The 24,754-nt window shown below is 70.3% G+C and carries 25 protein-coding genes; 11 read left to right on the top strand and 14 right to left on the bottom strand.

What is annotated here, in order from left to right; translation table 11 throughout:
• Window positions 1–2 precede the first annotated feature (2 nt).
• From T336_RS0112615 to T336_RS0112635, 5 genes are all read right to left on the bottom strand, one after another.
• Window positions 3–197 (bottom strand): DUF2905 domain-containing protein, encoded by a 195-nt coding sequence (locus T336_RS0112615; RefSeq protein WP_013596459.1) that lies wholly within the window; start codon window positions 195–197, stop codon window positions 3–5.
• A 539-nt stretch (window positions 198–736) separates the two neighbouring features.
• Complete coding sequence (locus tag T336_RS0112620) at window positions 737–1,660, bottom strand: ABC transporter permease (protein ID WP_209435963.1); 924 nt, start codon at window positions 1,658–1,660, stop codon at window positions 737–739.
• Entirely contained in the window at window positions 1,657–2,670 is a 1,014-nt protein-coding gene (locus T336_RS0112625; protein ID WP_202799526.1) for an ABC transporter ATP-binding protein, read from the bottom strand. The genes T336_RS0112620 and T336_RS0112625 overlap by 4 nt, the downstream gene beginning before the upstream one ends.
• Window positions 2,671–2,750: 80 nt before the next feature.
• Window positions 2,751–3,806 (bottom strand): ABC transporter substrate-binding protein, encoded by a 1,056-nt coding sequence (locus T336_RS0112630; RefSeq protein ID WP_051647182.1) that lies wholly within the window; start codon window positions 3,804–3,806, stop codon window positions 2,751–2,753.
• 63 nt (window positions 3,807–3,869) lie between these two features.
• Entirely contained in the window at window positions 3,870–4,790 is a 921-nt protein-coding gene (locus tag T336_RS0112635) for a TauD/TfdA dioxygenase family protein (RefSeq protein WP_026432812.1), read from the bottom strand.
• Between the two features lie 282 nt (window positions 4,791–5,072).
• Here T336_RS0112635 and T336_RS0112640 point away from each other — a divergent pair, with 282 nt between their 5' ends.
• The 5 genes from T336_RS0112640 to T336_RS0112660 are packed head-to-tail and all read left to right on the top strand — an operon-like array spanning window position 5,073 to window position 10,381.
• Complete coding sequence (locus T336_RS0112640) at window positions 5,073–6,029, top strand: TauD/TfdA dioxygenase family protein (protein ID WP_026432813.1); 957 nt, start codon at window positions 5,073–5,075, stop codon at window positions 6,027–6,029.
• A 58-nt stretch (window positions 6,030–6,087) separates the two neighbouring features.
• Window positions 6,088–7,422 (top strand): ABC transporter substrate-binding protein, encoded by a 1,335-nt coding sequence (locus T336_RS0112645; RefSeq protein WP_026432814.1) that lies wholly within the window; start codon window positions 6,088–6,090, stop codon window positions 7,420–7,422.
• A gap of 7 nt (window positions 7,423–7,429) precedes the next feature.
• Entirely contained in the window at window positions 7,430–8,407 is a 978-nt protein-coding gene (locus T336_RS0112650) for a carbohydrate ABC transporter permease (RefSeq protein ID WP_026432815.1), read from the top strand.
• Window positions 8,394–9,272 (top strand): carbohydrate ABC transporter permease, encoded by an 879-nt coding sequence (locus T336_RS0112655; protein ID WP_026432816.1) that lies wholly within the window; start codon window positions 8,394–8,396, stop codon window positions 9,270–9,272. The genes T336_RS0112650 and T336_RS0112655 overlap by 14 nt, the downstream gene beginning before the upstream one ends.
• 20 nt (window positions 9,273–9,292) lie before the next feature.
• Window positions 9,293–10,381 carry an ABC transporter ATP-binding protein gene (locus tag T336_RS0112660; protein WP_026432817.1) on the top strand — a complete coding sequence of 363 codons (1,089 nt, stop codon included), beginning with the start codon at window positions 9,293–9,295 and terminating at the stop codon, window positions 10,379–10,381.
• Between the two features lie 15 nt (window positions 10,382–10,396).
• Here the strand turns inward: T336_RS0112660 and T336_RS0112665 are convergent, their stop codons facing one another.
• Window positions 10,397–11,545, bottom strand: a complete 1,149-nt coding sequence (locus T336_RS0112665; RefSeq protein ID WP_035225924.1) for a class I SAM-dependent methyltransferase — start codon at window positions 11,543–11,545, stop codon at window positions 10,397–10,399.
• Here T336_RS0112665 and T336_RS0112670 point away from each other — a divergent pair.
• Both T336_RS0112670 and T336_RS0112675 read left to right on the top strand, forming a co-directional pair.
• Window positions 11,544–12,329, top strand: coding sequence for an SDR family oxidoreductase (locus T336_RS0112670; RefSeq protein WP_026432819.1), 786 nt, complete (start codon window positions 11,544–11,546; stop codon window positions 12,327–12,329). The two genes, T336_RS0112665 and T336_RS0112670, sit on opposite strands and share 2 nt — an antisense overlap.
• Window positions 12,330–12,399: 70 nt before the next feature.
• The gene (locus tag T336_RS0112675) at window positions 12,400–12,771 is read left to right on the top strand and encodes a dihydroneopterin aldolase (RefSeq protein ID WP_013596471.1); all 372 of its coding nucleotides are present in this window, start codon (window positions 12,400–12,402) and stop codon (window positions 12,769–12,771) included.
• A gap of 17 nt (window positions 12,772–12,788) precedes the next feature.
• Here T336_RS0112675 and T336_RS0112680 read toward each other — a convergent pair whose 3' ends face one another.
• The 4 genes from T336_RS0112680 to T336_RS0112695 all read right to left on the bottom strand — a co-directional run bounded on the left by T336_RS0112680 (window position 12,789) and on the right by T336_RS0112695 (window position 17,646).
• A complete protein-coding gene (locus T336_RS0112680) occupies window positions 12,789–12,986 on the bottom strand; it encodes a YbdD/YjiX family protein (protein WP_026432820.1) in 198 nt (65 codons plus the stop codon).
• Window positions 12,987–13,063: 77 nt separating this feature from the next.
• A complete protein-coding gene (locus tag T336_RS0112685) occupies window positions 13,064–15,127 on the bottom strand; it encodes a carbon starvation CstA family protein (protein WP_026432821.1) in 2,064 nt (687 codons plus the stop codon).
• A gap of 426 nt (window positions 15,128–15,553) precedes the next feature.
• A complete protein-coding gene (locus T336_RS0112690) occupies window positions 15,554–16,213 on the bottom strand; it encodes a response regulator (protein WP_026432822.1) in 660 nt (219 codons plus the stop codon).
• Entirely contained in the window at window positions 16,210–17,646 is a 1,437-nt protein-coding gene (locus T336_RS0112695) for a cache domain-containing protein (protein ID WP_026432823.1), read from the bottom strand. Before T336_RS0112695 ends, T336_RS0112690 begins: the two co-directional genes overlap by 4 nt.
• A gap of 163 nt (window positions 17,647–17,809) precedes the next feature.
• On the opposite strand from T336_RS0112695, the gene ttcA reads away from it, so the two are divergent.
• The 4 genes from ttcA to T336_RS0112715 all read left to right on the top strand — a co-directional run bounded on the left by ttcA (window position 17,810) and on the right by T336_RS0112715 (window position 21,357).
• Window positions 17,810–18,742, top strand: a complete 933-nt coding sequence (ttcA, locus tag T336_RS0112700) for a tRNA 2-thiocytidine(32) synthetase TtcA (protein WP_026432824.1) — start codon at window positions 17,810–17,812, stop codon at window positions 18,740–18,742.
• 66 nt (window positions 18,743–18,808) lie between these two features.
• Window positions 18,809–19,543 (top strand): DUF4136 domain-containing protein, encoded by a 735-nt coding sequence (locus T336_RS0112705; protein WP_026432825.1) that lies wholly within the window; start codon window positions 18,809–18,811, stop codon window positions 19,541–19,543.
• A gap of 7 nt (window positions 19,544–19,550) precedes the next feature.
• Window positions 19,551–20,192, top strand: coding sequence for a histidine phosphatase family protein (locus T336_RS0112710; RefSeq protein WP_026432826.1), 642 nt, complete (start codon window positions 19,551–19,553; stop codon window positions 20,190–20,192).
• A complete protein-coding gene (locus tag T336_RS0112715; protein ID WP_026432827.1) occupies window positions 20,176–21,357 on the top strand; it encodes a DSD1 family PLP-dependent enzyme in 1,182 nt (393 codons plus the stop codon). Before T336_RS0112710 ends, T336_RS0112715 begins: the two co-directional genes overlap by 17 nt.
• A gap of 7 nt (window positions 21,358–21,364) precedes the next feature.
• On the opposite strand, the gene T336_RS0112720 is transcribed toward T336_RS0112715, so the two are convergent.
• The 4 genes from T336_RS0112720 to ruvB form a co-directional block, all read right to left on the bottom strand.
• Window positions 21,365–21,979 carry a phage tail protein gene (locus tag T336_RS0112720; protein ID WP_026432828.1) on the bottom strand — a complete coding sequence of 205 codons (615 nt, stop codon included), beginning with the start codon at window positions 21,977–21,979 and terminating at the stop codon, window positions 21,365–21,367.
• 54 nt (window positions 21,980–22,033) lie between these two features.
• Window positions 22,034–22,645 carry a phage tail protein gene (locus T336_RS0112725; protein WP_026432829.1) on the bottom strand — a complete coding sequence of 204 codons (612 nt, stop codon included), beginning with the start codon at window positions 22,643–22,645 and terminating at the stop codon, window positions 22,034–22,036.
• Between the two features lie 165 nt (window positions 22,646–22,810).
• Window positions 22,811–23,425: a phage tail protein gene (locus tag T336_RS0112730; protein ID WP_026432830.1), complete on the bottom strand. Its 615-nt coding sequence runs from the start codon at window positions 23,423–23,425 to the stop codon at window positions 22,811–22,813.
• Between the two features lie 231 nt (window positions 23,426–23,656).
• Entirely contained in the window at window positions 23,657–24,718 is a 1,062-nt protein-coding gene (gene ruvB / locus T336_RS0112735; RefSeq protein ID WP_019700455.1) for a Holliday junction branch migration DNA helicase RuvB, read from the bottom strand.
• Window positions 24,719–24,754 lie beyond the last annotated feature (36 nt).

Here is a 24,754-nt window from a genome sequence, read left to right on the forward strand (position 1 = left end):
GCTCAGATCCACCGGGCGATCAGGCTGGCCACCGCGCTGAGCAGCAGGGTGCTGGCCAGGGGCAGGTGCCACTCGCGCCCGAACAGGCGGAAATGGAAATCCCCCGGCAGGCGCCCCACGCCGAGCCGCTGCAGGAACGGCGCCAGCCCCTGGAGCAGCACCAGGGCGAGGAAGACGACGATCAGCCAGCGCAACATCCCGCGAGTGTAGGTGCAGAGCCGGTTCGCCGCATCCCCCGGTGCGCCAGGACAACGGATGGGTGGGAGAGGCTTTCCGCGTGAGGGAATGCGTGTCCGGCAAGGTGGCGGCCCCTCACCAATACTTGCAAGTCTCGTTATTTCTATGACTATTTTTCGGCGGACAAATGGCCTCTACCCTGACACATTCCTTTTGGAGGCAGAGGACGCCGTCTTCCCGGTTCACGAGAACCTCAAACCGTCCGACTTCAAGTAAACCACGGCCTTTTCGATCCTTGCCTGTGCTCCAGGACTCACCGAAGAAGGCGCAACGACAGGCTTGTCTGCACGCCACCCAGGAAGAAAGCTGCCCCCGAAGAAGCAGGCAACCAGCACAAGGAAACACCGGCCCTTCGAGTACGCCATCAACGCTCGGGATTCATTTTGCAAATACAGCGAGGGTCCAGTTTGCGCACCCCGGATATCCGAGGCAGATATCGCGGTTTCTCCAGGCTCTTCCTGCGTTTCCCTCCATCATGCGGCGCACAGGCCGTTTCTCTCTACCGCTGCACGCCCCAGCGCCGCACCGTCAGCCGCTCCAGCGTCTGGAAGCCCAGTCCTTCCACCAGCAGGCCGATCAGGATCACGAGCACGAGGCCCGCGAACACCTTGTCGGTGTAGAGCTCGTTGCGGTTCTGGAAGATGTACCAGCCCAGGCCGCCCTGGCCCGACGAGGCGCCGAACACCAGCTCGGCCGCGATCAGCGTGCGCCAGGCGAAAGCCCAGCCGATCTTCAGCCCCGAGAGGATGGCCGGCAGCGCGGCCGGCACGAGGATCTGCAGCACGTAGCGGATGCCGGTAAGGCCGTAGTTGCGGCCGGCCATGCGCAGCGTCTCGGGCACGGCCTGGAAACCCGCATAGGTGTTGAGGGCCAGCGGCCACAGCACCGAGTGCACCAGCACGAAGACGAGGCTGCCCTGCCCCAGCCCGAACCACAGCAGCGCCAGCGGTAGCAGTGCGATGGCCGGCAGCGGGTTGAACATGGAGGTGAGCGTGCCCAGCAGGTCGCGACCGAACTGCGTGGAGACGGCCAGCGTGGTCAGCACGAAGGCGCCCGCGATGCCGGCGAGGTAGCCCTTGAGCAGCACCGACAGCGAGATGGCCGTCTTCGCCACCAGCTCGCCCGACGCGAGGCCTTCGCCCAGCGCCCGCGCGGTCTGCAGGAAGGTGGGCAGCAGCAGGTCGTTGTCCTGCCAGCGCGCGGCCAACTCCCACAGCACGGCCAGCGCCGCCAGGATGGCGAGGCGGCGCACGGTACCCTGCTGCCACACGCGGGCGGCCCAGGGCAGCGGTTGCTCTGGGGCGATGCCGTCCAGCGGCGGCAGCACATGTTCGACGTCCGGCCGGAAGGGCAGCTCGCGGCGGCCCACTGTGGCGGCCACGGCATGGGCCGCCGCGGGAGGGAGAGGGGTCGGCTGGGTCATGTGGCGATCCGGAAGGGCAGCAGGTTGCCGGCGGGCTGTCGTCGCGCAGGCGCAGCGGCATGGGCGCCCGCGAATCCGGACGCGGCCACATCGCCCTCTTCTGGCGCGGGCTCGTCGAACAGCAGGCGGTGGATGCGCTGCGCCGTGGCCTGGAATTCCGCACCGCCCAGGCTGTGGAGCCCGAACTGGTGGCTGTTGATCTCGGCACGCAGCCGGCCCGGGTGGGGCGAGAGGATGGCGACGCGGCTGCCCACCACCAGGGCCTCTTCGATGGAGTGGGTGACGAAGATCAGCGTGAAGCGGAACTCTTCCCACAGCGCCAGCAGCTCTTCCTGCATGCGGCGGCGCGTGAGCGCGTCCAGCGCGGCGAAGGGCTCGTCCATCAGCAGCACGCGCGGCTGCATGGCGAGGGCGCGGGCGATGGCCACGCGCTGCTTCATGCCGCCCGAGAGCTGGTGCGGATGCACGTCGGCGAACTTCGACAGGCCCACCTTGTCCAGGTAGAGCGCCGCGCGCTCGGCGGCCTCGGCGCGGCCCGTGCGGCGCGCGGCGAGCAGCGGGAACATCACGTTCTCGCGCACCGTCTTCCAGGGCGGCAGCTGGTCGAACTCCTGGAAGACGACCACGCGATCCGGGCCGGGCTTCGTCACCGCCCGGCCGTCCAGCAGGATGCGCCCTTCGCTGGGCGGGATGAAGCCCGCGATGGACTTGAGCAGCGTGGACTTGCCGCAGCCCGAGGCGCCGAGCAGCACCAGCCGCTCGCCCTCGTGCACGTCGAAACCCACGCGGTGCGTGGCGCGCACGGCGCGCTGCGGCGTGCGGTAGTCGATGCTCACGCCCTCCACGCGCAGCAAGGGCGACGGGGAAGCAGGAAGCGGGCGCACGGCGCCGGACACGGAAGCGGGCACCGACGCGAGCGCACGTGCGGGCGCAGGTGGCGGTGCGGCGGTGCGTGCGGCCGGCGCATCCTCCATGGCGCCAGGCTCCGCCCAGAGGCCTTCGCCGCCCATCTCGTCCCGCACCCGCGCGAGCAGCGCCGAAGAAAAGCTTCCCATGCGTTTCATGCTGCGTTCCCTGAAATCGCCGCCGGTCAGCTGCCGCGTGCGGTCAGCGCGTCGTCGAAGAAGTAGTCCTTGAGCGCTTCGGGCTTATGCTTGATCGCGCCCACGCGGTGCAGGAACTGGCCCAGGCCGAGCGTGTTCTCGGGCTGCACCTTGAACTGCACCTCGGGGTTCTGGATGATCTTGAGCAGCAGCGCACGGTCGGTCTTGGCGCCCGTCACTTTCAGATAGATGTCGGCAGCCTTCTCGGGGTTGGCGGCGACGAACTGCGCTGCCTCGTTCAGCCCGGCGAGGAAGGCCTGGTAGGTCTTGGGGCTCTCCTTGCGGAACTTCTCGGTGGCGTAGAGCACCGTGGCGGACGCGGGACCGCCAAGCACATCGTAGGAGTTGAGCACGATGCGGGCGTTCGGGTTGCCGGCCAGTTCCTGCTCCTGGAACGGAGGGTTGCCGAAATGCCCGGTGATTTCGGTGCCGCCCTTGATGATGGCCGCGGCGGCATCGGGGTGCGGCACGGCGACCTGGATCCTGTCGAGGCGGTTGAATTCCTTGTCGCCCCAGAGCTTGGCGGAGGCGAACTGCAGCACGCGCGACTGCACCGACACGCCCACGGCCGGCAGCGCGATGCGGTCCTTGTCCGTGAAATCGGCGATGGTCTTCACGGCCGGGTTGTTGCTGACGAGGTAGTACGGGAAGTTGCCGAGCGACGCCACGCCCTTGACGTTCTGGCGCCCGCGGGTGCGGTCCCACAGCGTGAAGAGCGGGCCCACGCCGGCCCCGGCGATGTCGATGCTGCCCGAGAGCAGCGCGTCGTTCACCGCGGAGCCGCCCGAGAGCTGGAGGAATTCCACCTGGATATCCACCCCGGCCGCCTTGCCGTGCTTCTCGATCAGTTTCTGGTCCTGCGCCACGTTGAGCAGCAGGTACACGATGCCGAACTGCTGGGCGATGCGCAGCCTGCCTTCCCCGGCCTGGGCGATGCCGGGGGCCGCCAGGCCCGCGACCATCAGGCCGGCCGCCGTGGTGAGGGTGGCGGCCTTGCGCACGAAGGCGCGGCGCAGGAGGGAGACAGCGGTGGGACGTGGCATGGATCGAGCTTTCCAGTGGTTTTCAACATGAAGGCGCGCAGCGCCTCAGGGGGTGTTCCCTCTCTACAGCGGAAGATCCCCCTCCACCGTGGTGCGGTAGAGCTTGCGGCGTTCGCTGTCCGGCGTTCCCGCGGCCAGGTGCTGCACGGAACGGTTGTCCCAGAACACCAGGTCGTGCGGCTGCCACACGTGGCGGTAGATGAACTCTGGCTTGATGGCCGCGGCGAACAGCTCGGCCAGCAGCGCCCGGCTCTCATCCTCGGGCAGGCCGACGATGCGGGTGGTGAAGTGCTCGTTCACGAACAGCGCGCGGCGCCCCGTCTCCGGGTGCGTGCGCACCACCGGATGGATGGCGGGCGCCACCTCGGCGATCTGCGCGGGCGTGAGCGCGGGGCGCCAGGGACTGCGCGCGCGCAGCTCCTCGTACTTGGCCAGGTAGCTGTGCTCCGCGCGCAGCGGGCCGATCACACGCCGCAGGGCCGCGGGCAGCGCGTCATAGGCGGCGTGCTGGTCGGCGAACAGCGTGTCGCCGCCCTCGCCGGGCAATTCCTGCGCGTGCAGCAGCGAGCCCAGGCTGGGCCGCTCCTTGTACGACAGGTCCGAATGCCAGTAGTGGCCGGCATCGCCCAGGCCGATGGGCTGGCCATTGGCGTCCTTGATGTTGGAGACGATGAGGATTTCCGGATGGTCCGCCAGCTGGAAGTTCTTCAGCACGTGGATCTGCAGCGGCCCGAAGCGGCGGCTGAAGTCGATGTGCTGGCGCGGTGTGATGCGCTGGTCGCGGAACACCACCACGTGGTGGTCGAGGTGCGCCTGGTGCAGGCGGGCGAAGTCCGCATCGCCGAGCGGGCGAGACAGGTCCAGCCCCAGCACCTCGGCGCCCAGCGGGGCGCCGGGCAGCGGGCGGATTTCGAAGCCTTGCGCCGGCGCATCGTCCGGCGGGGGTACATCAACTTCGGCGGCACGGGACAGGACTGCGGACATGGCGTGGAATCTCCAGGTGGCACCGCGCCGGGAACACACAGGGGCGGGCCGGCGGCGGGTGGTTTATGCACACTCTATGCAGGAGCGTTCATGCCTGGAACGAATGATTTTTCAGTTGTTTACTACCAAAACAGCTAAGCATCCCCCGATCCAGCCGCTTCAGACGGTGGCCGCATGAGCTTGTGCCCCCAAGTTCCGCGCGCAACCTTGCTCGGAAAACGCGCTTCGCGCCGCGCGCACCGGCTTCCAGAATCCGCCCACCCCTCTTTTCTGGAGCCCTCCGTGAGCCTTGTTTCCGACGAATCGATCGATACCTCCTTCGGCGACCTGCGCATCCGCCGCGTGGCGGGGGCCCTGGGCGGCGAGGTGCTGGACCTGGAGCTGTCCGCCGGCCTGGACGACGCCACCATCGGCCACCTCACGGCCGCGCTCGTGCGCCACAAGGTGCTGTTCTTCCGCGGCCAGCACCACCTGGACGACGCCAGCCACCAGGCATTCGGCGAACGCCTGGGCAAGACGGTGGCGCACCCCACGGTGCCGGCCCGCGAGGGCACGCGCATCTTCGAGCTGGACGCCTCCAAAGGCGGCGGCCGCGCCGACTCCTGGCACACCGACGTGACTTTCCTCGATGCCTTCCCCAAGTACGGCATCCTGCGCGCCGTCACGGTGCCGGCCTATGGCGGCGACACGGTCTGGGCCAATACCGCGGCGGCCTACCAGCGCCTGCCCGAAGACCTCAAGCGCCTGGCCGACAGCCTCTGGGCCGTGCACAGCAACAACTACGACTACGGCGCCGACCGCTTGGTGGTGGACGAAACGCGCCTGCGCCACCACCGCGACGTGTTCGCCTCGGAGGTCTATGAGGCCGAGCATCCGCTGGTGCACGTGCATCCGGTCTCGGGCGAGCGGGCGCTGCTGCTGGGCCACTTCATCCAGCGCATCCAGGGTTTTTCCTCCACCGAATCGGCGCGGCTCTTCGAGCTGCTGCAGAACCGCGTGACGCGGCTGGAGAACACCGTGCGCTGGAGCTGGCAGCAGAACGACGTGGCCATCTGGGACAACCGCGCCACGCAGCACATCGCCGTCAACGACTACGGCGGGCAGCCGCGCGTGGTGCGCCGCGTGACCGTGCACGGCGACCCCGCCGTGGCGGTGGACGGCCGCCGCAGCCGCACGCGCCGCCGCCCGGAGGCGACGAACGACGCGCGCATCGACACGCTGATCGCGACCACCGCCTGAACGCCCGAGCGCCTTCGCGCCACCCTGCCCGCTCCACGACCACGACCGCACCGCATCCATGACGCAACGCCGCCACCTCCTGCAAGCCGCCACCGGCATCGGGGCCTCCCTTCTGCTGCCGGGCCTCGCCCATGCCCAGCCCGGGGGCGCGCGCCGCTTCCAGGGCACGACGCTGAACGTCTCCACCTTCAGCGCCGCCTACCCCCGGCTGCTGCAGCAGTGGCTGCCGGAGTTCGAGGCGCTCACGGGCGCGAAGGTGAATTTCGATGCGCCCTCGTTCCCGGTCTACAACCAGCGCGCCGATCTGGAGCTGTCCACCAAGGGCTCGGCCTACGACGTGGTGAACGTGACCTTCATCTACTCCAGCCGCTGGATCGATTCCGGCTGGCTCACGCCGCTGGACGAATTCATCGCCAACCCGCAGCACACCCCGGCCGACTGGGACGTGAACGACTTCCTGAGCGGCGCACGCGCGCCCGAGACGGGCCGCGACGGCAAGCTCTACGGCATTCCCTGGACGGCCGAGGCGCTGCTGTCAGTCTCGTCGCGATTCGATCTCGTGCAGCAGGCGGGCCTGGCGTTCCCCGAGACCACCGACGAGCTCGTGAAGGTGCTGCGCGCCGTGAACAAGAAGGAGCGCGTGGCCGGCTTCGTCTCCGACAGCCACTACGGCTGGACCTTCGTGCCCTACCTGCACGCCTTCGGCGGCGACGTGTTCCGCAAGGCGCCCGACGATCTCTTTCCCACGCTGGACACGCCCGAGGCCGTGGCCGCCGCCGACTACTACGCGAACCTGATCCGCGAATTCGGCCCCGACGGCGCGATCACCTACCAGCCGGACCAGGTCACGCAAGCGCTCAAGCTCGGCCGCGTCAATTTCTCCGATGCGGGCCAGCTGCACCTGGCGCAGCTGGGCGACGCGGCCACCAGCAAGACGCTCAAGACGCTGAAGTTCGGCCTCGTGCCCAAGGGCCCGGCCGGGCGCTTTCCCGGCACAGCCGTGCATGGCCTGGGCATCCCGGCGGGCTCGCGCAACAAGGAGGCCGCGTGGGCCTTCATCCAGTGGGCCTTGTCGAAGCAGACCACGCGGCGCGCCGTGGCGGCCGGCTATGGCTCGCCCGCGCGGCGCTCCGACATCGATTCGGCCGAGTTCCGCAGCCGCCAGCGCATCAACGGCAGCGACCTCGCCCAGCTGTCGCTCGACTCGATCAGCCAGGCCGAGCGCACTGGCCACATGAAGTACCGCACCGTGTCGGTCTATCCGCAGGTGGACCAGCAGCTCAACAAGGCGATCGCGCTCATCGCCTCGGGCCAGGCGAATGCGCGGCAGGCGATGCAGCAGGCACAGGCGCAGTCCATCGCCGAGCTGCGCCGCGCGGGCCAGAAGATCTGAAGACGCCATGGAAGCCGCCTCCACGCTCGCTACGCCCGCCAAGCCCGGGGCATCCGGGGCGGCCCGGGCGCCCGGCACCAACGCATCGCCGGCCTTCCAGGGCTGGCAGGCCGCCCGCCGGCGCGCCTTCGCGTTCGGGCTGGCACCGGCGCTCATCGTGCTGCTGGCCATCACCCTGGTGCCGGCCGCGGCGCTGGTGGTGGCCAGCCTCACGCCGCTGAGCCTCACCGACCCGGCGGGCAGCTTCCACTTCCGCGACCCGCTGGGCAACTACCGGCATCTGCTGGAGGACGCGCGCTTCCTCGGCTCCATCGCCACGCAGCTGAAACTGTCGGCCGCCAGCGTCCTGCTGCAGCTGGCCGTGGGGCTGGGGCTGGCGCTGCTGCTGAACCGCCCGTCGCGCTTGCTGGGCACCGTGCGCGGGGCTTTCCTCATTCCCATGGTGCTGCCGCCCATCGTGGTCGCGCTGATCTGGAAGATCCTCTTCACGCCCGACGTGAGCCCGCTGCACCGCGCGCTGGAGGCCGTGGGCTGGCCCGTGCGCTCGCTCATCGCCAACCCGGACACCGCGCTCTGGGCCATCGCCTTCGCCGACACCTGGCAATGGTTCCCCTTCACCATGCTGATGGTGCTGGCGGCGCTGCAGATGATGCCGGCCGACCCGATCGAAGCCGCGAGCCTGGACGGCGCCAACCGCTGGCAGCTGCTGCGCTACATCGTGTTCCCGCACATCCGCCCGGTGCTGGTGGTGTGCGGACTGTTCCGGCTCATCGACAGCTTCAAGGCGTTCCCGCTGATCTTCGTGCTGACCGAAGGCGGCCCCGGCAACGTGACCGAGGTGACCAACTACTACGGCTTCATACAGGCCTTCAACTTCTACTACTGGGGCTATGCCAGCGCCATCGCCACCGTGATCCTGGCGGGCGTGTTCGGCCTGAGTTGGCTGGTGGGACGGCTCGGGTGGAACGACCATGGCACGCACTGACGCAGCCCTTGCAATCCCGGCTCGGGACGACGCGCACGCCGACCACCGCACGCGCACCGGCTGGCTGCGCCGCCACGGCCGCGCCGCCGCTGCGCTGGCGCTGCTGGCGTTGACGCTGTCCCCCTTCCTCTGGCTGGTTCACCTGGCCTTCAAGCCGGCCGCCGACCTGTTCGAGGACAGCCTGCTCTACATCCCCACGCTGGACGGCTTCCGCGCGCTGCTGCAGGGCAGCTTCCCGCGGTCGTTCCTCAACAGCCTGGCGGTGAGCACGCTTTCCACCGCGATGTCGCTGGCCATCGGCGTGCCTGCGGCCTATGCGCTCACGCGCTGGAAGTTTCCGGGCCGCCGGCACGTGGCGCTGTGGATCCTGGTGACACGCATGGCGCCGCCCATCGCCTTCACCATTCCGTTCTTCCTCGCCTACCGCTGGCTGGGCCTGCAGGACACGATCTTCGGCCTGGCGCTGGTGTACCTCACCTTCAACCTCGCCATCGTCATCTGGCTCATGCAGACCTTCTTCGAGGCCGTACCCACCGCGCTCGAAGAGGCCGCCTACATCGACGGCTGCGGCGTCTGGCAGGCGTTCTGGCGCATCACCCTGCCGCTGGCCGCGCCGGGCGTGGCGGCCACCGCAGTGCTGTGCTTCATCTTCGCGTGGAACGACTTCTTCTACGCCCTCATCCTCACCCGCACGCAGGCGGTGACGGCGCCCGTGGCCATCGTCAACCTCCTGCAGTACGAAGGCTGGGAGTGGTCCAAGATCGCCGCGGGCGGCACGCTGGTCATGCTGCCCGTGGTGGCCTTCACCGTGCTGGTGCGCAAGTACCTGGTGCACGGCCTCACGGCGGGCGGCGTCAAGGACTGAACCCCTCTGCAAGGAATTCCATGGCTGCGCTCACCCTCCACCAGATCACCAAGCACTACGGCGACACGCCGGTCATCCACGGCGTGGACATCGGCATCCGCGACGGCGAATTCGTCGCGCTGGTCGGCCCCTCGGGCTGCGGAAAGTCCACGCTGCTGCGCATGATCGCGGGGCTCGAATCCGTGACCGGCGGCGAAATCCGTCTGGGCGGGCGCTTGGTCAACGACACACCGCCGCGCGACCGCAACATCGCGATGGTGTTCCAGAACTACGCGCTTTACCCGCACATGACGGTGGCCGAGAACCTCGGCTTCGCGCTCAAGCTACAGGGACAGCCGCGCGATGCCATCCAGCGCCGCGTGGGCGAGGTGGCCGCCATCCTGGGGCTGGAGGCCCTGCTCGGCCGCACCCCGCGGCAACTTTCGGGCGGCCAGCGCCAGCGCGTGGCCATGGGCCGCGCCATCGTGCGCCAGCCCGACGCCTTCCTGTTCGACGAACCGCTCTCCAACCTGGATGCGCAATTGCGCGTGCAGATGCGCACCGAGATCAAGGCGCTGCACCAGCGCCTGGGCACCACCACGGTCTACGTGACGCACGACCAGGTCGAGGCGATGACGCTGGCCGACCGCATCGTGGTGCTGAAGGACGGCCGCGTGGAGCAGGCCGGCGCGCCGCTGGAGCTCTACGACCGGCCGGCCAACGCCTTCGTCGCGCGGTTCATCGGATCGCCGTCGATGAACTTCATCCCCGGCCGGCTGGAGCTGGACGGCAGCCCCCGCGTGGTGACCGACGACGGTTTGCAACTGCCGCTGCCCCGCGCGCCGCGCGCGCGCCAGGGCGACCGTGTGCTGTACGGCGCGCGGCCCGAGCACTTCGCGCTGGCGAGCGGCGAGGAGGGCGAGGACGGCGCCCTGCCCGCCCGCGTGGTCGTGGTGGAACCCACGGGTGCCGAGACGCAGGTGGCGCTGTCCGTGGGCCACGGCGGCCACGACGTGCTCGCCGCGTTCCGCGACCGCATCACCGTGCGGCCCGGCGAGCCGCTCTGGCTGCGGCCCCAGGCGGCGCAGGCGCATGTGTTCGATGCCGCCAGCGGCGCGCGGCTGAACTGAAGCGAGGCGGGCCGCCTACAGCCGGTGCGTGCGGTCCCCGCGCGCGAAGCCCATCGGCGTCCATGCCGGCACGCCCGCGCCCACGGCCAGCACCTTGAAGAGCTCGCCCATCTCGTGCTCCATCATGAGCTTGGCGGCCTGCGCCCGCTGCGCCTGCGGCAGCGGCTCCAGCAGGGAGAGCAGGCCGCAGTTGATGAGGAAGTGCGCCTGCGTGGTGTAGCCCAGCACGTCCAGCCCCGCCTCCTGCGCGGCCACCGCCATGGCGGTGAAATTGACGTGCGCAGTGATGTCCTTCGCCCCCACGTCGATGAGCGGATCGGAATCGACCTGGTGGGCCCGGTGGCACACCAGCGTGCCCATGTGGCGCTGGGGGTGGTAGTACTCGGCCTCGGGAAATCCGTAATCGATCAGGAAGGCCGCGCCGCGCGCCAGGCGCAGCCCCAGCATGCGCAGGAAGCCCTCGCCCTGCGCGTGGATCTCGGTCAGGTAGTCCTGCGGGCCCTCGGGCTCGACGGGCGGGCGCAGGGCCGTGGGGCGGTCTTCCCAGGCGAAGCGGGGGACGCCGCTGTCAGCGCCTTCGACGACCACGCCGCGCTCGTGCCACGTGCCACCTTCCGCCCCGCCGTGGCGGGCCAGCAGTTGGACCGGCATGGCGTCGAGCACTTCGTTGCCTACCACCACGCCCTCGATGCGCTCCGGCAGGGCCTGTGCCCACTGCACGCGGTCGCCCCAGGGCAGGAGCCGCTCGCGCTGGCGCTCGCGCAGGCTGCCCGACAGGTCCACGATGGTGTAGCGCCGCACGCGGCCGCCCAGCGACTCCAGCAGTTGCGCGGCGAGCGCGCCGGAGCCGGCGCCGAACTCCCAAACGTCGTGCGTGCCCGTGGTGTCCAGTGCCTCGCGCACCTGCCGCGCCAGGGCCTGGCCGAACACGGGGGACATTTCCGGCGCGGTCACGAAATCGCTGCCGGACTGCGGCAGGGCGCCGAACTTCGGCAGCGCGTTGGCGTAATAGCCCAGGCCGGGCGTGTAGAGGGCCCATTCCATGAACCGGTCGAAACCGGTCCAGCCGCCGGCCCCGGCGATACCATCGGCGATGCGCCGGGCCAGGGCGCTCGATAAACTGGGGTGCTGTTCTGTCGTCGTCACGGCCCGATTGTCCCCCATGCCCTCTTCCGCTTCCCCCCATACCGTGCTGGTCACCGGCGCCGCCCGGCGCCTCGGCCGGGAGATCGCCCTGGCGCTCGCCGCCGCGGGCTGGCGCGTGGCCGTGCATTACCGCGGCTCGCGCGAGGACGCCCTGCGCACGGCCGCCGACTGCGCCGCGCTGACGCCGGGCGCCACCGCCTTCGATGCGAACTTCCACGACGAGGCCGCGGTTCGCGCCCTGCTGCCGCGCGTGGCCGCGGAACTTGGCACCGTCGATGCCGTGGTCAACAGCGCCTCGCTCTTCGAGCACGACGACGTGGCGAGCTTCGGTTTCGCGGCCCTCGAGAAACACCTGCGCAGCAACACCGCCGCGCCCATCCTGCTGGCACAGTCGCTGCATGCGCATCTCGCCGCGCGCGACGGCGCACCAGCCGGCCACCCGCAGGGAGTGGTCGTGAACCTGCTCGACCAGAAGCTCTGGAACCCGAACCCCGACTTCCTGAGCTACACGCTCTCCAAGGCCGCGCTCGAATCGGCCACCACCCTGCTGGCGCAGGCCCTGGCCCCGCGCGTGCGCGTGGTGGGCGTGGCGCCCGGGCTCACGCTCACCAGCCACATGCTATCCGACGAGAAATTCCGCGAGCTGCACCGGCAGAGCCCCCTGGGCCGCTCCTCCACGCCCGGGGACGTGGCCGCGGCCGTGCGCTTCGCGCTGGAGAACCGCTCCATCACCGGCACCACGCTGCTGGTGGATGGTGGGCAGCACCTGATGCGGTTCGAGCGCGACTTCTCGCTCATGTGACGCCGGCCCACGCCTTCCGTCCCCGCTCCGCCCTTTCCCTACCCTTTTTTCTCCCAAAGCCATCATGCCCATGCACCACGACGGCGGCCTGCAGATCCTCACGCTCACCGGACTGCGCTTCGATGCCAACCTGGGCATCCTCGACCACGAGAAGACCGCGCCCCAGCCCATCCAGGTGGACGCGGAACTCAACCAGGGCAGGCAGCCGCTGCTGCCGCACGACGACGACATCGGCCACGTGCTGGACTACCGCAAGGTGCGCCAGATCATCATCGACGAATGCACGGCCGAGCACGTGAACCTGCTGGAGAGCCTGATCGGCAAGCTCACGCGCCGCCTGATGCAGCTGCCCGGCGTGATCGGCGTGCGCGTGAAGATCGCCAAGCTCGAAATCTTCGACGACTGCGAGGTGGCGATACGGATGGAATGCGGGGAGTGGTGACCCCGGCAGGCTGACCTTCAGCAGCAGCGCCCGATGCGCCCCTTGCCCCCGTAGCGCGCATCCTGCCGGTCGCGGAAGAATTCCGCATAGCTCATCACCGGCTCGCCGGGATGGGTTCGCTCCTGGTGGCTCAGGTAGGCATCGTAGTCGGGCAGGCCCACCATGAGGCGCAGCGACTGCGCGAGGTAGCGCCCGCCCGTGGCGACGGCCTGCACGGCCTCGCGCGCGGCCTGCAGCGGCCGGCCCGTGGCGCTGCCGCCGCCGGCATTGCCGCTGCCGTCGGCCGCCGGCTTCACCGCGCGCCCTCCGGCAGGGCCTCGAAGGGCGTCTCCTGCGCCGTGGGGCGGTGGGCGGCGCGGGCCTGCAGGCAGGCGCGCACGCTGTAGAGCAGCACGCTCAGCACCACGAAGATGAACAGCGCGCACAGCCCGGCGTTGATGCGGTCGTTGAGCACGATGCGCGACATGGCCTCGGCCGTCTTGGCAGGCGCGATCACGGTGCCCTGGGCGATGCCCTCGGCGTACTTCGCGGCGTGCGACAGGAAGCCGATCTTCGGGTCGGCCGAGAAGATCTTCTGCCAGCCGGCCGTGAGCGTGCACGCCAGCAGCCAGGCGGCCGGCGCGATGGTGACCCAGGCGAAGCGCTCGCGCTTCATGCGGAACAGCACCACGGTGCCCAGCATCAGCGCCACGGCGGCCAGCATCTGGTTGGAGATGCCGAACAGCGGCCACAGCGTGTTGATGCCGCCCAGCGGATCGACCACGCCCTGGTAGAGGAAGTAGCCCCACGCTCCCACGCACAGCGCGGTGGCGACCAGGTTGGCCGGCAGCGAATCGGTGCGCTTCAAGGCCGGCACGAAGCTGCCCAGCAGGTCCTGCAGCATGAAGCGGCCCGCGCGCGTGCCGGCGTCCACCGCCGTGAGGATGAACAACGCCTCGAACAGGATCGCGAAGTGGTACCAGAAGGCCATCATGGCCGGCCCGCCCACCACCTGGTGCAGGATGTGCGCCATGCCCACGGCGAGCGTGGGCGCGCCGCCGGCACGGCCCAGGATGGTGTGCTCGCCCACGTCCTTGGCGGTCTGCACCAGCATGTCGGGCGTGATCACGAAGCCCCAGGTGGAGAGCGTCTGCGCCACGGCCTCGGGCGTGGTGCCCACGAGCGCCGCGGGGCTGTTCATCGCGAAGTAGATGCCGGGGTTGATGCACGAGGCGGCCACCAGCGCCATCACGGCGACGAAGGATTCGGCCAGCATGCCGCCGTAGCCGATGTAGCGCGCGTGGGTTTCGTTCTCCAGCATCTTGGGCGTGGTGCCCGAGGAGATCAGCGCATGGAAGCCCGACACCGCGCCGCAGGCGATGGTGATGAAGAGGAACGGGAACAGGCTGCCCGCCCAGACCGGGCCGTTGCCCTGCGCGAACTGGGTGATGGCCGGCATCTCCAGCGTGGGCGCCACCACCACGATGCCGATGGCCAGCGCCACGATGGTGCCGATCTTCAGGAAGGTGGAGAGGTAGTCGCGCGGCGCGAGCAGCAGCCACACCGGCAGCGAGGCGGCGACGAAGCCGTAGCCGATCAGCATCCAGGTGAGCGTGGTGCCCGAGAAGGTGAACATCGGCCCCCAGGTGGGGTGCGCGGCCACGGCCTGCCCGCCGAAGATCGCGGCCATCAGCAGCACGAAGCCGATGACGGAGACCTCGGCGATGCGGCCCGGGCGCAGGAAGCGCAGGTACACGCCCATGAAGAGCGCCACGGGAATGGTCGCCGCCACGGTGAACGCGCCCCAGGGCGATTCGGCCAGCGCCTTCACCACGATCAGCGCCAGCACGGCCAGGATGATGATCATGATCATGAAGGTGCCGAAGAGCGCGATCAGCCCCGGCACGGTGCCCATCTCCTGCTTGACCAGGTCGCCCAGCGAGCGGCCGTCGCGCCGCGTGGAGATGAAGAGCACGATGAAGTCCTGCACCGCACCCGCGAACACCACGCCCGCCAGCAGCCACAGCAGGCCCGGCACGTAGCCCATCTGCGCGGCCAGCACCGGCCCCACGAGCGGCCCCGCGCCCGCGATGGCGGCGAAGTGGTGGCCGAACAGCACGTGCTTGTTGGTGGGCACGTAGTCCAGCCCGTCGTTGTGGCGCCAGGCCGGCGTGGAGCGCTTGGAGTCCAGCACCAGCACGCGGCTGGCGATGAACAGGCTGTAGTAGCGGTAGGCGATCAGATAGACGCAGACCGCCGCGACGACGATCCAGAGCGCGCTGACGGCCTCGCCGCGCGTCAGCGCGACGGTGCCGAGCGCCCAGGCGCCGAGCACGGCGATGCAGAGCCACACCAGGTGGCGGCGGATGAGGGGCATGGGACTTGTCTCCTGGATGCGGGAAGGGCCCCGGTGGTCCGGGGGCAGGCCAGTATCCCGGCCAGGGGCGCCGCGCGCATCCGCCCTGCCACGTAGGCGGGCCGGGTGGAATTTCGTAAGGGACAACCCTAAGAACGTGTTCACGATCTCCCAGGGGTCGCGCAGCGGTGTGGGCGGGATGGGATGCAAGGCGCGGTGCGCAGTGGATAGCACTGCTATCCACAAGCGCCGCAACGCCGCAGACGGCCCGCCCACACCGCTGCCCTTCGGGTTGGAGCGAAATCGGGCGATTGGACGCCCCGGCTGCTTGCATGGGCACGAGCCCATGCGGCGCATCCGGGGCATCCACTCATCCCGATTGCGCTCCAACGCGATCCCCTGCGAGATCGTGAACACGCTCTAAGGACTACCGACAGGCCCTGGACGTCAGCGGCCCGTGTCGAAGCGCTTCGCGTGCTCGACGGCATAGCGGATCAGCTCCGCCAGGCTGCCCAGCTCCAGCCGCCGGCGGATGTTCTGCCGGTGCGCCTCCACCGTGCGGACGCTCAGGCCGAGATCGCAGGCGATCTGCTTGCTGGACGCGCCGCGGCCCAGCGCCGCCAGGATCTCGCTCTCGCGCGGGGTGAGCAGCGGCTTCGGGGCCTGGTTGCGGAAGAGCCGCTGCGACACGGCCGGGCTGAGGAAGGTGCCGCCCGCGGCCACCGCCTCCAGCGCCGCGACCAGCTCGGACGCCGGCGCGTCCTTGAGCACGTAGCCGCTGGCGCCCACCTGCAGGGCGCGCTGCACGTACTCGGGGTTGTCGTACATGCTGAGCATGAGCACCCGCGGGGCGCCGTCGCCGGCCAGCAGGCGGGCGGCGAGGTCCAGACCGCTCACGTCCTTCATGCCCACGTCCATGAGGACGATGCCGGGCGCCAGCCGCGCGATCAGCGGCTCCGCCTCGTCCGCGCCAGAGGCCTCGCCCACGATCGCCACCCACGGCAGGCTGCCCAGGCGCGCGCGCAGGCCGTCGCGCACCAGGGCATGGTCATCGACGAGGAACAGGCGGACGGGGCGCTCCAGGGGAGCGATGGCGGCAGCGGTCATGCGGGCTCCATCCTATCCGCGGGCACCTCGGCCACCACGCGCGTGCCGCCCGCGCCCGACCGCACCTGCAGGCGGCCGCCGATGGCCGCCATGCGCTCGTGCATGTTGCGCAGGCCGATGCCGCGCCGCGGATCGTGCTGCAGCGCCGCGGGATCGAAGCCCCGCCCGTCGTCGCGCACCTCCAGCTGCACGCCGCCGCCCACGCACTCCAGCGTCACGTGCACCTGTCGCGCCTGGGCATGCTTGCGCACGTTGGTGAGCGCCTCCTGGGCGACGCGGAACAGCGCGGTGGTGACGTCCTGCGGCAGCGGCCCCGGCGGCTGGGCCACGTCGGCGGTGGCTGCCACCGGGCCGTGTTCGCCGAAGGCGTGGGCCAGGTGCTCCAGCGCTGCGGGCAGGCCGAGGGTGTCCAGCAGCGCCGGGCGCAACTCGTGCGACAGGCGCCGCACCTCGCCCAGGGCCTCGTTGAGGTGCTGGAGCGCGGTGCCGAGGGTGGCCGGCGCCGGCCGCTCGCGCTCGATCTCCTCCACCGCCGATTCGATGAGCAGCTTGGCCGAGACCAGGGTCTGGCTGGTGCCGTCGTGCAGTTCGCGCGCCAGGTGGCCGCGCTCCTCCTCCTGCGACTGCACCACGCGGCGCGCGAGCAGGCGCAGGCGGGCCTCCGACAGGCGGTGCTCGCTGAGGTTGAGCAGCAGCCCGCAGGCGCTGATCGCCGCGAAGCCCAGGGCGGCGAAACCCGCGATCCACCACATCGTGGCGCCCACGTTGGAGCCCACCTGCCGCTCCAGGCCGGCCTGCGTGGCCTCGATGTCGTCCAGGTACAGCCCCGTGCCCACCATCCAGTTCCAGTGCGGCAGGGCGATCACGTAGCCCAGCTTCGGCGCGAGCTGCCCGCCGAGGGACGGCTTGGGCCAGGAATACTCCACGAAGCCGCCGCCGGCCTGCGCCTGCGCGATGAGCTGCTGGATGGTCGGCCGGCCCTGGGGATCGCGCAGGTCCCACAGCATCCGGCCCACCAGTTCCGGCTGGCGCGAGTGCATGAGGGAGCGGCCCTGCAGGTCATAGACGAAAAAGTAGCCGTCGCTGCCGTAATCCAGCGCGGCCAGGCGGCGCATGGCCTCCTCCCGCGCCTTCGGGTCGTCGCCGCCCGCCTCGTAGAGCGGCCGCACGGTGCTCACCGCCAGGTCCACGTAGCTGCGCAGCTCGCTGCGGCGCTGCTCCAGGTAGGACTGCTCGACCAGGGCGCGCTCGCGCCGCGCGAGGTCCTGCGCCTGGTGGCGCACCAGGGCCGTCACCAGCGCCAGGGTGACGAGCAGCGGCACCACGGCCAGCGCCACGATCTTCGTGCGCAGCCGGGCCGCGGGGTCCACTGCGCCGGCCGAGGGCGCGCCGTCCGGCGGGGCTCCGCGAAATACGTCCTTGCCTGTTCCCATGCGCCTTCCATCCGTCCCGGAAATGCGTTCCCGCCGTAAAATCGGCGGTCACCCGCCCCTTGAACGGGCGCCGCCGCACGGCTGCGCCGCGCGGCAAGCGGGAGGCGCCGCGCAACCGCGCCGTGCCCTTCCTGCTTCCGCGGACCCGATTGTCTCCCCTCCCATGACCTCCCTGCCCCAAGACACCGACTGGACCGCCGACGCCTCCCGCCCCGCCCAGGCCCGGATCGAACGCGAGGCGCACAAGCTCGAGAAGCGCCTGTGCCGCGAGGTCGGCCGCGCCATCGTCGATTACCGCATGATCGAGGAGGGCGACAAGGTCATGGTGTGCATGTCCGGCGGCAAGGACAGCTACACCCTGCTGGACATCCTCATCAAGCTGCAAAAACGCGCGCCCATCCATTTCGACCTGGTGGCGGTGAACCTCGACCAGAAGCAGCCGGGCTTCCCCGAGCACATCCTGCCCGAATACCTGGCCACCACCGGCGTGCCCTTCCACATCGAGAACCAGGACACCTACAGCATCGTCAAGCGGGTGGTGCCCGAGGGCAAGACCACCTGCGGCCTGTGCAGCCGGCTGCGCCGCGGCATCCTCTACCGCGTGGCCGACGAGCTGGGCTGCACCAAGATCGCGCTGGGCCACCACCGCGACGACATCCTGCAGACGCTGCTGCTCAACATGTTCTTCGGCGGCAAGCTCAAGGCCATGCCCCCGAAGCTGGTCAGCGACGACGGCCGCCACGTGGTGATCCGCCCGCTGGCCTACGTGACCGAGAAGGACACCACCCGCTGGGCGCAGCAGCAGCAGTTCCCGATCATTCCCTGCAACCTCTGCGGCAGCCAGGAGAACCTGCAGCGCAAGCAGGTGGGCGAGATGCTGCGCGACTGGGACAAGCGCTTCCCCGGCCGGGTGGACAACATGTTCAACGCCCTGCAGAACATCGTGCCGTCCCACCTGCTGGACGGAACGCTGCACGACTTCCAGCATCTGAAGGCCACGGGCGTTCCGAGCGACGACGGCGACAAGGCCTTCGACGCGGAGGAATTCCCCCCGGCGCCCGCCCTGCCGGGCCTGCAGGTGGTGCAGATTTCCTGACACGCCGCGGCCCTCCGAGCGACCCGTGAAGCCTTCCCCTTCGTACCGGATTCCAGGAGACCGCCCATGAACGCCGCCACCGCCGGACTGCCCCGGCTCTTCCGCTGCCTCTGGCTGCTGCTGGCCGCCGCCGTGCTGGCCGGCTGCGCCAGCACCCGCACGGTGGACAGCACCGTGTCCACCTACTCCACCCTGCCGGGGCTGCCCTCCCCGCCCACCTACCGGCTGGAGCGCCTGCCTTCGCAGCAGGCGCAGGCCGCGCAGTTCGCACCCATCGAGGCGCTGGCCCAGCAGTCGCTCGCGCGCGTGGGCCTGCAGCGCGACGACGCCGACGCCCGGCTGGTGCTGCAGATCGGCGCCAGCGCCAGCACCACCTGGCCCGCCTCCTGGCCCTACTACGGCCCCGCCTACCCCGGCTGGGGCTGGGGGGTGGGCTGGGGCGGCCGCGGCGGATGGGGCTGGGGCATGGGCTCCGGCTGGATGATGGACCGCCCGCCCACGCTCTACCGCCGCGAGGCCAGCCTGGTGCTGCGCGACGCGGCCACGCAGAAGATCGTCTATGAGACCTCGGCCATCTATGAGGATGTCTGGGTGAACGATCCGGCCATCTTCGGCATCCTGTTCGACGCCGCACTCACCGGATTCCCGGCACCGCCCGCCGGGCCGCGCCAGGTGCGCACCACGTTCGCCCCGGCCGGCCAGGGGCCTGCACCCGCCGCCGCCCCCGCCACCTCCGCCGCGCCCTCCGCACCCGCCACGCCGGGGGTGGTCGTGCCCCCCGATCCGGGCCGCGCCCCCTGACCGCCGCATGCAGCAAGCCACCCGCATCATCGCCATCCGCCACGGGGAAACCGCCTGGAACGTGGACACGCGCATCCAGGGCCACCTCGACATTCCCCTGAACGACACCGGCCTCTGGCAGGCCCGGCAGCTGGGCCGGGCCCTCGCGGACGAGCCCGTGGCCGCGATCTACGCCAGCGACCTGCGGCGCGCCCATGCCACGGCCCAGGCCGTGGCAGACGCCACGGGCGCGCCCCTGGCCACCGACGTGCGGCTGCGAGAGCGCGCGTTCGGCCTCATGGAGGGACGCACCTTCCGCGAAATCGAGGCCGAGCTGCCCGAACAGGCCCGCCGCTGGCGGCAGCGCGACCCGGATTTCGAGCCCGAAGGCGGCGAATCGCTGCTCGCCTTCCGCGAGCGCATCACCGCGGCCACCCATGCCCTGGCCCGCCGCCACCCGGGCGAGCTGATCGCCCTGGTGGCGCACGGCGGCGTGATGGACGTGCTCTACCGCGCCGCCACCGGCCAGGAACTGCAGGCGCCGCGCACCTGGCTCCTGGCCAATGCCGCCATCAACCGCCTGCTCTGGACCGAAGACGGGCTCACCCTGGTGGGCTGGGCCGACACGCAACACCTCGAGGACGCCGCCCGCGATGAAAACCATGCTTGATCCCGCCGCGGCGCTGCTCGCCACCATCGGCCAGCGGGTGGACCTGATCGACACCCCTGCCGCGGTCGTGGACCTCGACGCCATGGAGCGCAACATCCAGCGCATGGCCGATTTCGCGCGCAAGCACCAGGTGCGCTGGCGCCCCCACGCGAAGATGCACAAGTGCGCCGAGCTGGCGCTGCGCCTGCAGCAGGCCGGTGCCGGCGGCGCCTGCGTGCAGAAGGTCTCGGAGGCCGAGGCGCTCGCCGCCGGCGGCGTGACGGACATCTACATCAGCAACCAGGTGATCGCGCCGGCCAAGCTGCTGCGCGTGGCACGCCTGGCGCAGCAGCTCGCCGCACGCGGCGGGCGCCTCGCCATCGCCGTGGACAGCCCGGAGGGCATCACCCGCCTGGCCGAAGCCATGGACGCGGCCGGCCCGGATGGCGCCGGGATCGACGTGTTCGTGGAGATCGACGTCGGCCAGGGCCGCTGCGGCGTGCCGCCGGGCGAGGCGGCGGTGCCGCTCGCGCAGGCGGTCGCCGGCCATGCACGGCTGCACTTCGCCGGCCTGCATGCCTACCATGGCCGGGCCCAGCACCTGCGAGGCGCGGCCGAACGGCGCGATGCCATCGCCGCCGCCGTGGAAGCCGCCCGCACCACGCGCGACGCCATCCAGGCGGCGGGCCTGCCCGTCCCCCTCGTCACCGGAGCGGGCACGGGCACCCTGGTGCACGAAGCCGCGAGCGGCGTGTACGGCGAACTGCAGGCCGGCTCCTTCCTGTTCATGGATGCGGACTACGCGGCCAACGAGCGCGAGCCCGCGCAGCCGGCCTTCGAGCATGCGCTGTTCATCAAGACCCAGGTCATCTCCAGCCGCGATACGCACGCCGTCTGCGATGCGGGCCACAAGAGCCATGCCATCGACTCCGGCCTGCCTCAGGTCGCCTTCCTGCCACCCGAACGCGCGCTGCGCTACGCCAACGGCGGCGACGAGCACGGCCTGCTGTTCGCGGATGGCGACCGGGCCCGCCTGCCCGCCATCGGCCGCATGCTCTGGCTCGTTCCCGGCCACTGCGACCCGACGGTGAACCTCCACGGCCACCTCATCGGCGTGCGCGGCGGGCTCGCGCACGGCGTGGTCGAGCGCATCCTGCGCGTGGACGCACGCGGCGCGGTGACCTGAAGCTTCCTCAGTCGGGCCGGGGCGGGAACAGTCCCTGCACGCAGATGATGAAGGCCACCGTCAGCGAGGGCTGGAGGGTGCCCATCGTGCCGGACACCGCCACGGGCAAGGCCATGGGCTGCTGGGCGCCCACCGGGGCAACGGTCACGGGGGCGTTGAACGGCTTGAGGTTCGCATTCGGGGCGTCGCTCGTCCATTCCCTGACGTCGAAATTGCCCCCCTTGCCCTTGCACTGCACGGCCCCAGGGCCGGGCGTGTCGCTCACGTTGGCCGGTGTCGGTGCGCTGTTCGCGGGAATGCTCAAGGCTGCGCTGCCACCCACCGGCGGCAGCTGGCTGGCGGACACCATGCCCGCCGCCGCTCCGTTGAGCACCACGGGATGCGACGCGGCCCCCGTCGGGCCGGGTTGCTGGTCGGCCGTCTGCAGGCCCATGGGTACCCGGTTGCGCAGGTCGGGCAGCTGGAAGGTGGTGCGTCCATCGCCGCCGAAGCGGTTGCCCAGGATCGCGAACAGCGCCGGGTTCTGCGTGATGTTCAGGACCGACCCGTCGCACAGCGCCCAGCCGCGCGGCACGAAGGCCGCCGTCCACAGCAGGACGGTGCCGATGTAACTCTCATCCATGATTTCCCTCTTTCCTCAAGATGTCTGGAACGGTCCGCAGGCATGGCGGACGGATCAGGGCCGGTCGGGGTACAGACCCAGCAGGCAGATGATGAAGTTCAGCGTCAGCGAGGGCTGGATGGTGCTCACCGGGCCCGACAGCGACACCGGCAGCGACAGGGGCTGCTGCGCGGAACCGGGGCTGATGGTGACGGGTGCGTCGAAGGGCTTCAGGTTGGTATTGGCCGCATCGCTCGTGTAGATCTTCGCGCCGAAGTTGCCCGCCGTTCCCTTGGCCAGCACGCCGGTGGGGCCGGGGACATCGGTGAGGTTCGCAGCGACCGGCGCGTTGTTCACGGGGATAGATACCGATGCCTTGCCGCTCATCGGGGGCAGCTGGTTGGCGGCGATCATGCCGGTGGCGGCACCGGTCACGGTCAGGACCTGCGCCGCTGCGCCCGTGACGCCGGGCATCTGCGAGGCCGCCTGCAGCCCCATGGGCACCCGGTTGCGCAGGTCGGGGAGATTGAAGGTGGTGCGCGCATCGCCGCCGTAGCGCACGCCGATGAGCGAGTACAGCGCCTGGTAGTCCATGATCTTCAGCTGCGTCCCGTCGCACAGCGCCCAGTTCCTCGGCACCCAGCTGCCGGCCCACAGCACGATCGTGCCGATATACGCTTCATCCATGGTTTCCCTCACTTTCGGTTGGTGACTGCTTTGAATGGGCCCGCGCGCATGCCGCGGGACGCACCGCTCCGCAGCCCCGCTCAGGGGGCTGGGAACTGGCGAATGGTCTCGATGGAACGCACCGCGCCACCTCCGGCCGGACCGGAAAGCCGCGGGCGCAGCCCCTCAGTTGCGCGAGGGGTAGATGCCTTCGGTGGCGATGATGAAGTTCAGCGTGATGCCGGGCTGCAGCGTGCTCACCGTGACGGGGATGCTCACGGGTACCGCGGGCGTGCCCGACGGCTGCGCCGTGAGCACGGGCAGGTCCACGTCGAAGGGCTTGAGCGTGGTATCGGCGGCCGTGGCACCGTAGATCTTGGTGGGGAAGTTGCCGGCGGTGCCCTTGCCGAGCACGAGGCCGCTGGCCGGGGCGACGGTGTCCGCCGCGGCGCCGGCATTCGCTGGAATGGCGACACTCAGCTTGCCATTGCCGGCGGCGGTCACCGCATGGGTGTGGGGCGGCAGCTGGCTCGCCGCGAGCGTGACGCTGGCGGTGGTGGAGGCCGTGGCAGCGCCGCTGGTGATGGCCACACTCGTCGCGTTCTGCGAGCCCACGGGCACGCGGTTGCGCAGGTCCGGCAGCGCGAAGGTGCTTACCCCGTTGCCGCCGTAGGCGGTACCTATCAGCGAGAACAGCGCCGCGTTCTGCTGGATGCTCAGCAAAGTGCCGTCGCAGATGGCCCAGCCGCGCGGAATCCACGGCGTGGCCCACAGAATGATCTGTCCAAGGATCGGATCCATCGTAATTTCCCTCTCATCCGTTCGTTGATTGCTTTGAAACCAGCCTTAGCGCGAGGCATTGTTTTCAATGCATCGCATAGCGGCTGGTTATCGCAGTAGACACCATGCGCATGGCAAAACGCACGGGATTTCCCCGAATGACGCCTTGCGGCAACACCATTTTCGGAACGCTTGCGAAAGGGCCCCGGGTGGCCCCAGGATGGAAGGCGGAAACCGCTACGCGCGGCCGGCTCAGGCGCCGCCGAACAGGTCCGTGTGCTGGCGCGAGGGCGCCACGCCCAGGTGCCGGAACGCCGCCAGGGTGGCGATGCGGCCGCGTGGCGTGCGCTGCAGGTAGCCCTGCTGGATGAGGTAGGGCTCGATCACGTCCTCGATGGTGCCGGGCTCCTCGCCGATGCTCGCGGCGATGTTGTCCAGTCCCACCGGGCCGCCGTCGAAGCGGTGCACCACGGCCTCCAGGAGCTTGCGGTCCATCACGTCAAAGCCCTGCGGATCCACGTCCAGCATGGCCAGGGCGCGCTGGGCGATATCCTGCGTGATGCGGCCGTCGCCCTTCACGTCGGCATAGTCGCGCACGCGGCGCAGCAGGCGGTTGGCGATGCGCGGGGTGCCGCGCGAGCGGCGCGCGATCTCGAAGGAGCCCTGGGCGTCGATGGGTGCGTTGAGCAACCCGGCCGACCGCGTGACGATGCGCGACAGCTCTTCGGGCGTGTAGAACTCCAGCCGCGCGACGATGCCGAAGCGGTCGCGCAGCGGGTTGGTGAGCATGCCGGCGCGGGTGGTGGCGCCGACCAGGGTGAAGGGCTGCAGGTCGAGCTTGATGCTCCGCGCGGCCGGCCCTTCGCCGATCATGATGTCGATCTGGTAGTCTTCCAGCGCGGGGTAGAGGATTTCCTCCACCACGGGCGAGAGGCGGTGGATCTCGTCGATGAAGAGGACGTCGTTCCTTTCCAGGTTGGTCAGGAGCGCCGCCAGGTCCTTGGGTTTTTCCAGCACCGGCCCGCTGGTCTGGCGCAGGTTCACGCCCAGCTCGGCCGCGATGATGTGGCTCAGCGTGGTCTTGCCCAGCCCGGGCGGGCCGAACAGCAGCACGTGGTCGAGCGCCTCCTCCCGCTTGCGCGCGGCCCCGATGAAGATCTCGAGCTGCTCGCGCGCCTTCGCCTGGCCGACGTATTCCTGCAGCAGCTTGGGCCGCAGCGCGCGCTCCAGCGCCTCTTCCTGCGGGGACGCGGGTGCGGCGGAAACCACGCGCCTGGGCGGCGCGGGTGCGAAATCGTCGGTCTGAATGCTCATGGGCGCGGATGCGTGTCGGGGAGGAGGTGCCGGGCC

Origin of the sequence: Paracidovorax oryzae ATCC 19882 (assembly GCF_000687165.1) — a bacterium.
Lineage (GTDB): Bacteria > Pseudomonadota > Gammaproteobacteria > Burkholderiales > Burkholderiaceae_C > Paracidovorax > Paracidovorax oryzae.

Bases quoted from the DNA above. Each gene is read 5' to 3' on its own strand.
- T336_RS0112730 (WP_026432830.1), bottom strand. From the start codon at position 23,425: ATGGATCCGATCCTTGGACAGATCATTCTGTGGGCCACGCCGTGGATT.
- T336_RS0112615 (WP_013596459.1), bottom strand. From the start codon at position 197: ATGTTGCGCTGGCTGATCGTCGTCTTCCTCGCCCTGGTGCTGCTCCAG.
- T336_RS0112655 (WP_026432816.1), top strand. From the start codon at position 8,394: ATGGCACGCACTGACGCAGCCCTTGCAATCCCGGCTCGGGACGACGCG.
- T336_RS0112650 (WP_026432815.1), top strand. From the start codon at position 7,430: ATGGAAGCCGCCTCCACGCTCGCTACGCCCGCCAAGCCCGGGGCATCC.
- T336_RS0112690 (WP_026432822.1), bottom strand. From the start codon at position 16,213: ATGACCGCTGCCGCCATCGCTCCCCTGGAGCGCCCCGTCCGCCTGTTC.
- T336_RS0112715 (WP_026432827.1), top strand. From the start codon at position 20,176: ATGAAAACCATGCTTGATCCCGCCGCGGCGCTGCTCGCCACCATCGGC.
- T336_RS0112620 (WP_209435963.1), bottom strand. From the start codon at position 1,660: ATGACCCAGCCGACCCCTCTCCCTCCCGCGGCGGCCCATGCCGTGGCC.
- ttcA (WP_026432824.1), top strand. From the start codon at position 17,810: ATGACCTCCCTGCCCCAAGACACCGACTGGACCGCCGACGCCTCCCGC.
- ruvB (WP_019700455.1), bottom strand. From the start codon at position 24,718: ATGAGCATTCAGACCGACGATTTCGCACCCGCGCCGCCCAGGCGCGTG.
- T336_RS0112670 (WP_026432819.1), top strand. From the start codon at position 11,544: ATGCCCTCTTCCGCTTCCCCCCATACCGTGCTGGTCACCGGCGCCGCC.
- T336_RS0112705 (WP_026432825.1), top strand. From the start codon at position 18,809: ATGAACGCCGCCACCGCCGGACTGCCCCGGCTCTTCCGCTGCCTCTGG.
- T336_RS0112710 (WP_026432826.1), top strand. From the start codon at position 19,551: ATGCAGCAAGCCACCCGCATCATCGCCATCCGCCACGGGGAAACCGCC.
- T336_RS0112695 (WP_026432823.1), bottom strand. From the start codon at position 17,646: ATGGGAACAGGCAAGGACGTATTTCGCGGAGCCCCGCCGGACGGCGCG.
- T336_RS0112635 (WP_026432812.1), bottom strand. From the start codon at position 4,790: ATGTCCGCAGTCCTGTCCCGTGCCGCCGAAGTTGATGTACCCCCGCCG.
- T336_RS0112625 (WP_202799526.1), bottom strand. From the start codon at position 2,670: ATGGGCGGCGAAGGCCTCTGGGCGGAGCCTGGCGCCATGGAGGATGCG.
- T336_RS0112660 (WP_026432817.1), top strand. From the start codon at position 9,293: ATGGCTGCGCTCACCCTCCACCAGATCACCAAGCACTACGGCGACACG.
- T336_RS0112720 (WP_026432828.1), bottom strand. From the start codon at position 21,979: ATGGATGAGAGTTACATCGGCACCGTCCTGCTGTGGACGGCGGCCTTC.
- T336_RS0112725 (WP_026432829.1), bottom strand. From the start codon at position 22,645: ATGGATGAAGCGTATATCGGCACGATCGTGCTGTGGGCCGGCAGCTGG.
- T336_RS0112630 (WP_051647182.1), bottom strand. From the start codon at position 3,806: ATGCCACGTCCCACCGCTGTCTCCCTCCTGCGCCGCGCCTTCGTGCGC.
- T336_RS0112685 (WP_026432821.1), bottom strand. From the start codon at position 15,127: ATGCCCCTCATCCGCCGCCACCTGGTGTGGCTCTGCATCGCCGTGCTC.
- T336_RS0112645 (WP_026432814.1), top strand. From the start codon at position 6,088: ATGACGCAACGCCGCCACCTCCTGCAAGCCGCCACCGGCATCGGGGCC.
- T336_RS0112665 (WP_035225924.1), bottom strand. From the start codon at position 11,545: ATGGGGGACAATCGGGCCGTGACGACGACAGAACAGCACCCCAGTTTA.
- T336_RS0112675 (WP_013596471.1), top strand. From the start codon at position 12,400: ATGCACCACGACGGCGGCCTGCAGATCCTCACGCTCACCGGACTGCGC.